General features: G+C 44.2%; 7 protein-coding genes. 1 reads left to right on the forward strand and 6 read right to left on the reverse strand.

Annotated elements, in window-relative coordinates; genetic code table 11:
* Positions 1-15: 15 nt before the first annotated feature.
* The 5 genes from ureA to RT084_RS11450 all read right to left on the reverse strand — a co-directional run bounded on the left by ureA (position 16) and on the right by RT084_RS11450 (position 5,202).
* Entirely contained in the window at positions 16-318 is a 303-nt protein-coding gene (gene ureA, locus RT084_RS11430; RefSeq protein WP_060995978.1) for an urease subunit gamma, read from the reverse strand.
* Positions 319-368: 50 nt separating this feature from the next.
* Positions 369-1,322 (reverse strand): urease accessory protein UreD, encoded by a 954-nt coding sequence (locus RT084_RS11435; RefSeq protein ID WP_313100124.1) that lies wholly within the window; start codon positions 1,320-1,322, stop codon positions 369-371.
* 128 nt (positions 1,323-1,450) lie between these two features.
* Positions 1,451-2,413, reverse strand: a complete 963-nt coding sequence (locus tag RT084_RS11440; RefSeq protein WP_313100127.1) for a DMT family transporter — start codon at positions 2,411-2,413, stop codon at positions 1,451-1,453.
* A gap of 162 nt (positions 2,414-2,575) precedes the next feature.
* Positions 2,576-3,883, reverse strand: coding sequence for an MFS transporter (locus tag RT084_RS11445; protein WP_313100136.1), 1,308 nt, complete (start codon positions 3,881-3,883; stop codon positions 2,576-2,578).
* A 77-nt stretch (positions 3,884-3,960) separates the two neighbouring features.
* Complete coding sequence (locus RT084_RS11450) at positions 3,961-5,202, reverse strand: aminopeptidase P family protein (protein ID WP_409519604.1); 1,242 nt, start codon at positions 5,200-5,202, stop codon at positions 3,961-3,963.
* A 172-nt stretch (positions 5,203-5,374) separates the two neighbouring features.
* Between RT084_RS11450 and RT084_RS11455 the strand changes: the two genes are divergently transcribed.
* Complete coding sequence (locus RT084_RS11455; RefSeq protein WP_313100131.1) at positions 5,375-6,325, forward strand: GlxA family transcriptional regulator; 951 nt, start codon at positions 5,375-5,377, stop codon at positions 6,323-6,325.
* A gap of 59 nt (positions 6,326-6,384) precedes the next feature.
* Here the strand turns inward: RT084_RS11455 and RT084_RS11460 are convergent, their stop codons facing one another.
* Positions 6,385-7,392: an AMP-binding protein gene (locus RT084_RS11460; RefSeq protein WP_313100134.1), complete on the reverse strand. Its 1,008-nt coding sequence runs from the start codon at positions 7,390-7,392 to the stop codon at positions 6,385-6,387.
* Positions 7,393-7,450 lie beyond the last annotated feature (58 nt).

Consider the following 7,450-nt stretch of genomic DNA (forward strand, 5'->3'; position numbering starts at 1 on the left):
CTTATACTGTTTAAATTACACAATCGGTTGGTGAATGGTCACCAGTTTGGTACCATCTGGAAAGGTGGCTTCCACTTGCACATCGTCAATCATCTCGGCGATACCATCCATCACATCCTCAACCCTAAGCCACGTGGTGCCTTCGCCCATCAACTGTGCCACTGTTTTGCCCTCTCTTGCGCCTTCGAGCACCAACATACTGATATAGGCTATTGCTTCTGGATAGTTAAGTTTTAAGCCACGTTGTTTGCGGCGCTCGGCAACCAGTCCTGCGGTAAAAATGAGTAATTTATCTTTTTCGGCGGGGGTTAAATGCATGGGTTACTCCAATTATTTTTTCAGTGTTAAAAATTAGACCTTCACTGCCACTAAGTTGCCCAAATTCGGGGCAAATGACTGACTTTTTGCCACATTAAAGTGCGAATCTCACCACGAACTGCACCAAAACTGTCAAAACATTGGCGGACATCATCCCCCAAATAGCGAATAATCATCACCTCGCCTGTTTGGGTGCAAGAGACAGGCAAGCTATGGTGGTCGATAAATAAGCGTAATTGCTTGACCCATTCAATCAGCTGTTTTTGCGCATCAACGCTTGGCACAACCCATAAGCTCGCAAAGACGCTATGGTTATTGAGACCCACGGCTGAGCCAAACCAATCGTGTTCGGCACAGTGATGTAAGGTATCAGCAAGCAGCAATTTGGGCTGCTCATCCACGCGCCAAAATAGGTTTGATAACCGCATCTCGCCTGTACTGTAGCGCTCGCCATGATACTCTCGCCCTAACAGGTTAATTTCCCAAGCGATAACACTGGCAGCTGGGCTGATAAAAAACTGATTGGTGGCATGGGCAAAACTTGCGTTATAAAAACAGTTTTCTTGCGGTAGCCATTCAAAACGGCTGTCATCTTGTAGATAAACCGTGACATTTTGAACAGCATAACTATTTGAATTCTCTTGAGTTTCTTGGTTTTTTTTGGTTTCTTGGGTTTTTCTGGCTGATGGGCTATCATCGGTTTGCTTGTTAGCGGTGTAACTTGGTAAATTGCCGTACCATTTATTTGCCCCGGGCGTGGTAATCACAGCGTGGGCGTGATGTTTTACGCCAATGTCAATATCGAGTTTATCGCCTAAGGCGATGCCAGCAGGCGGATACAGCATGATGACATGACAAATACCTTGCTGTTCACCGCTTTCAGGATACAAGGCTTTTTGTACCCGCAAGGCGCCTTGGTGGTGGCGTTGTACCAAATTGGTGCGAGCATGCTCACCCGCATGTTGGGTGTCAAAAGCTAAAGTAAGGACTGAGTGCCAAGCCATATCTATCTAACTATATAAAAAATATATGGTTTTATAGAATGCAAGGGCTGTGCCACATTGGTGCAGTGAGCATTGATAACGACATGGTGAAGCCCAAATCAGGGATGTTTACACGGTTTGGGCTGTTATTAGACTTGAGTATCGACTTCTGTCAGTTGCCGATGCCGCTGCAAGGGCAGTTTAATAGAGTTTAGGAGGGTGGCTAAAAGGATTAATATCATCCCTGAGTACTGCATGCCATTGAGCGATTGGTGCAGTAATACGATCGATAATACAATCGCGGTAAACGGCTCAAACACGGTGAATACCGAGGCTTTGGTCGCAGGGAGTTTATGTAAGGCTGACATATACAAGAAAAACGGAATCACGGTACCCACTAGGCTGAGCCCCATCACCCACAACCAAGTGATGACAGGCATGCTGAATGCTTTGGCATAGGTTTGATAGGTCATCGGTAGGAATAATAAAGCCATGGCACTAATCACCACCGAACTAAAAAACACCAAGGTCGGTGGATAGTGTTTGTGTAAGGCTTTTTTTCCTAAAATGCCATACAGTGAATAGCACACCCCAGACAATAGACCAAACACAATCCCCCAACTCAATGTAAAGTTCTCACTGAGCGTTGTCAGTGCCACGCCCAATACCGCGATGCAAGCTAAGGTAAATGATTTTTTTGTTATCGGTTCTTTTAATAAAAAAAATGCCAGTACCAGACTAAAAATCGGCGCCGTATATAGTAGCGATACCGCAATGCCCGCCCCCACAAAATTGACCGCGATAAAATAGCAAACCGTCATGCCTAACACACCAATCAACGATTGCAGGCTCAACTGTAATATCTCGCCGACCGATAACCGCCTAATAGACGTCCACAACGATGGCAATAATATCAGTAGCATCATAGCAGCGGTCACCACTCTTAAAATGGCAATTTGCACACTATCAAAACCCAGTTGATGTAGATAGGTGGTAAAGATACCCAGCGTGCCCCAACAGATAGCCGCCACAATGACTTGCAAGCCACCCATCGTCGCATGATTGCGCGTGTTAGGGGATTGGTTGGTAGCGAAAGCGGGTTTACGAGTCACTGGCAATTCCTAAAAAATGGGGGATAAAAAAAGTGATTCTAGCAAACAAGGTTGGCTAAAACCACTTTGGGAAAAAACTTAAATTAACTTCATGGGGTTATTGATAACCGTGGTTAATCAATTATTTTTCTAACATCTTTTTAACGTTTTTCTAACGTCTTTCTAACCTTTTTCTAACATAGACACACTATCGGATTTTTTATACATCACCGTTGCTACCAGTGCAATTACGCTTGCTATCACCAATAACCAAGCTGGCGCGATTTGACTGCCTGTTTTGCTCATTAACCAAGTTGCCATCAAGGGGGTTGTGCCGCCGAGTAGGGCATTGGCTGAGTTAAAGGTGAAAGCAAAACCTGAATAACGTACCTCGACTGGGAAGATCTCACTTAAAAAAGCCGGTAGTGTACCGTCATTGACGGATAATAACAGCGAGAACACCAGTTGAATCAAAACAATCGTTAAAAACCCACCCAGGCTTAGCATATGAAACAAAGGCACTGTCAACGCGATAAACAATACAGATGCGATAATCAGCATGGTTTTGCGACCATATTTGTCTGACAGTTTACCCATGGTAAAAATCATACCGATATAAGCGACTAATGAAATGGAGGCAGCTAGCAGCGACTGCGTTTCATTGATGTGCATTTGGGTCGATAAATAAGTCGGCATATAGCTTAGGATTAAGTAAAAAGCCACCGCATTCAAACTACATAACATAAAAGCAATGCACAAGGTTTTTTTATGGTTGGCAAACAAATTTTTGATTGGCACAGGTTTTTCAATGGTGCTTTCTTCAAACGCCTTAAAAGCCGGGGTTTTTTCAAGATTCAACCGCATATATCGACCCACTAGACCCAGTGGTGCAGCCAATAAAAACGGAATACGCCATCCCCAAGTTTGTACAAAGTCAGCATCCATAAAGGCGGTCATAGCTGCAGCAATCAGTGAGCCCAGTAATAGACCCGCGGATGTACTGGCAGGTACGATACTGGTATAAAACCCTTTTTTGTCGGGCGGCGCATACTCTGCCATAAATGCTGATGCCCCTGCATACTCTCCCGAGGCGGAAAAACCTTGAATCATGCGCAACAATAACAACAACACAGGCGCTAAGATACCCACGGTGGCATAGCTTGGCAACAATCCGATTAAGAAAGTGGCACCCGACATAATCAAAATCGACCAAGATAAAGCCGCTTTTCGACCGTATTTATCGCCAATATGTCCCCAAAAAATACCCCCAAACGGACGGACAATAAAGGATAGCGCAAAAATTGCATAAGTTGACATCAACGCGACGGTTGCATCGGTTTTAGCAAAAAATACGCTAGCGATGACAGTGGCAAAATAGCCATACGATGCGTAATCAAACCACTCGACAAAGTTACCAATAAAACTGGCTTTGGCGGCTTTTTTGAGTAACACAGGATCTTTAACATATGGCTCGGTAGCTGGTTGTTGCATTGCTACGGCAGTGGGTGAAAGTGCAAAAGTTGTCATTTAGTTTCCCCTTGGTTGGTAGTAAGTCATGCTAAAGTAAGCTAACTGATAATGTTATGTGCGGGACCATAGGCGAAGCCTGTGATATTATCAGCGCCTGTTTCATTTAAAACCAAAATATCATGTTCACGATAACCGCCTGCCCCTGCCATACCTTCTGGAATCATAATCATCGGTTCCATTGAGATGACCATATTTGGCTCAAGTACTGTATCAATGTCCTCACGCAGTTCTAACCCTGCTTCACGGCCATAATAGTGTGACAACACGCCAAATGAGTGCCCATACCCAAAGGTGCGGCGGTCTAAAATGCCATATTCGGCATAGATTTTGTTGAGCTCTAAGGCGATATCACAGCAACGAACGCCAGGTTTGATGAGTTTTATGCCTTCTTCATGCACTTTGCAGTTAATTTCCCAATATTTGAGCGTTGCCGCATCAGGTTCACCAAAATACAGCGTACGCTCCAGCGCCACATAGTAGCCTGCAATCATCGAAAAGCAGTTTAAGCTTAAAATATCATTGCGCTGCACTTTGCGATTGGTCACAGGATTGTGCGCGCCATCGGTGTTGATACCTGATTGAAACCACGTCCAAGTATCCATGAGCTCGACATGCTCAAAGCGTTGCCCGATTTCTCGTATCATCGCTTGCGTAGAGGCTAACGCTACCTCATACTCAGGAACCCCTTCATGCACGGCGTTGACGAGCGCTGCCCCACCAATGTCACAAACCTGTGCACCTTGCTTGATAAGGGCGATTTCCTCGGCTGATTTCACCATTCGCATTTTCATACAAGCTTGGCTGATATCGACAAATTCGACATTGGGCAAGGCGTCTTGTAGTTTTTTCAAACGTTCGATAGGTAAGTGATCGTATTCAATCCCCACTCTGCCTTTGTTGTTGATTTGACTTGCCACGGCTTTAAAGTAGTTATCGCGTTGCCAGTCGGTATAAACGATATTGTCATCGCCCATGGTACGTCGCCAAGGCTGTCCACCGTCGATATTGGCGGAGATAGTCACTACTTTGTCTTGGTCGATGACCAGACCATAGAAGCGTCCAAATGAGCAATATAAGAAGTCTGCGTAGTAGTTGATATTGTGATAGGAGGTGAATAACACGCTATCAATGTCGCTTTTTGCCATATAGGCTTTAAGCTTTTGTTGGCGGTTTTGGTATTCTTGGGCGCTAAAAGTCGGCTTGACCTTCTCGCCATTTCTGATTTGGATTAAGCTTGGCATGCTAAGTGCAGTATCCAGGCTACCCGCATTATTGATCATATGTTCAACTGACTGATTCATTGTTTGCGCCTCACGAGGTTTAGGTTGATGTTAAGAAATTCTCTGCTCTCCACATCCCTCATCATACGTAAATTTAAAAAATCAGTTTTTCATAAGACGACATTTTTTTGACTAATTACGACAACACTGCTTGTCTATTAATACTTTACTTATGACAGCGAATATTAAAAAAATTGGTTTTTTATTGATTGATGGCTTTACCATGATGGCTTTTAGCAATGTCATCGAGCCGTTACGAATGGCAAACTATGTCAGTAGCCAACCACTATATAGCTGGATTATTAGTGGTTTTGCGGGGCATCAGACCAGTGCCAGTAATGGGGTACAAGTCACTCATACCGCTGAAATCAAACATCTATTTGATTGTGAACTCGTGTTTATTTGCGGGGGCTATGAAGCCGAAAATTTAATGACAGACGCGCTAAAGGGTATTGTGGAGCGTTTAGCCGTTCGGGATATTGCGCTAGGGGGGCTTTGTACCGGGGCAATAGCGCTTGCGAATGCAGGGTTGTTAGCCAATCAATCGGCCTCGCTGCACTGGGAAAATGTTACACTGGCTCAGGAACAATTTGGCAATGTAAAATTCTTAAACCATATTTTTACCATTGGGGATCGGCTCTATACCTGCTCTGGCGGGGTATGCGCGCTTGATATGACCCTGCACATCATCAAGCAGCACTTTGGGCGAGAAATCGTTGAAAAAATTCAAGACATGTTTGTCATCACCACTATCCGAGAGCCAGCGAGCATCCAACATTTACCCAAACCAAAGAGCCTTAGTCATAGCTATGCTCATGTCATCGATGCTATCACATTAATGAAAACCAATATCGAAGAACCGCTCACGCTAGCGGACATTGCTAAATATGTTGGCATTTCTGAAAGACAACTACAGCGGCAGTTTGCCAAACAGCTAGGGGTCTCACCCCAACAGTATTATCTGAATTTACGATTAGACTATGCTAAAAATCTACTCCAACATACCACCATGCCAGTGACCACCATTTCAATGGCGACTGGCTTTTTTAATCTGGCATCTTTTTCCAGAGCTTTTCAACAGCAGTTTAATATGTCAGCCAGTGATTTTCGAAAAACGCTATAAGGGTTAATGCGTCTTGTACCATCGCTTAATTTAGTAGTTACCTTAATTATTTAAAAAACCTATTCAGCCCACTGCCAATGAATCGCCAATTGGTCCAACACTGTCTTGGCTTGGGGTTGATGTGACGCATCGCCATCTAGTTTGACTAGTACAATAAACCCATAAGTAGAATCATCTTTGCTGCTGACGGTAGCCTTGATATGATGTTGTTGCAGTACTTCACTGACAGCCATCACGGTCGCTTGACGTTTTAGTGCAGGTTTAAATACTTTACCCACTGCCGTTAAAGGCAATGCATCAATCACGTAGATGGCTTTAGGAATCGCCGCTTTTTCGCCAATGTTTTGTTGGCAAAATTGCATGAGTTTATCAGTATCTAAGCTGACACCCGGCTTAGGGGCAACGAATAAAACAGGTAACTCGCCTGTATAGCTATCAGGTTTACCAATGGCGGCACAGCCGGCTACCCCGTCATATTGATAAACCACCTCTTCGATCATTTTTGGGTCAATATTGTGTCCACCTCGGATAATTAACTCTTTTTTTCTACCCGTCAAGAAAAAGTAGCCGTCTGCATCTTGATAGCCCAAATCGCCTGAATTAAACCAAGTTTGATTGTCAGAGTCAGTTACCCAAATCCCTTGGTTCTGCTGCGCCAAATAATAGCCGACAAACACATTATCGCCGCGAATACAAATATTGCCCACCTCGCCTGTGTTGGCAACTCGCACAAACTTGCCATTATCATCAAGCATCATCACTTGCATAGGCTGATATGGGAAGCGTAGCCCTATTGAACCAATTTTCTTCTCCCCAAATCTTGGGTTGGCTGAACTACCACAATTGCCTTCCGTCATACCGTACGCTTCAATGATTTGTACCCCTGTTTGTTTTTCAAATTGTTTAAATACTTCTATCGGCATCGGGGCTGCGCCACACAAACAGTGCTTTAAACTAGCAATATCATGGTCGCCAACTGGTAGATTTAATAAGCCAGCAAACAGCGTGGGCACACCACTAAAAAAACTCACGCGATAATGCGCAATAATCGCCCAAAAATTTGCCATCACCGTAAGCATCCGACCATCCCATCTACCACCATTCTAAAAAATACGAGATAGTGCC

Source organism: Moraxella sp. CTOTU48717 (assembly GCF_032057165.1).
In the GTDB taxonomy this organism is placed as follows: domain Bacteria; phylum Pseudomonadota; class Gammaproteobacteria; order Pseudomonadales; family Moraxellaceae; genus Faucicola; species Faucicola tetraodonis.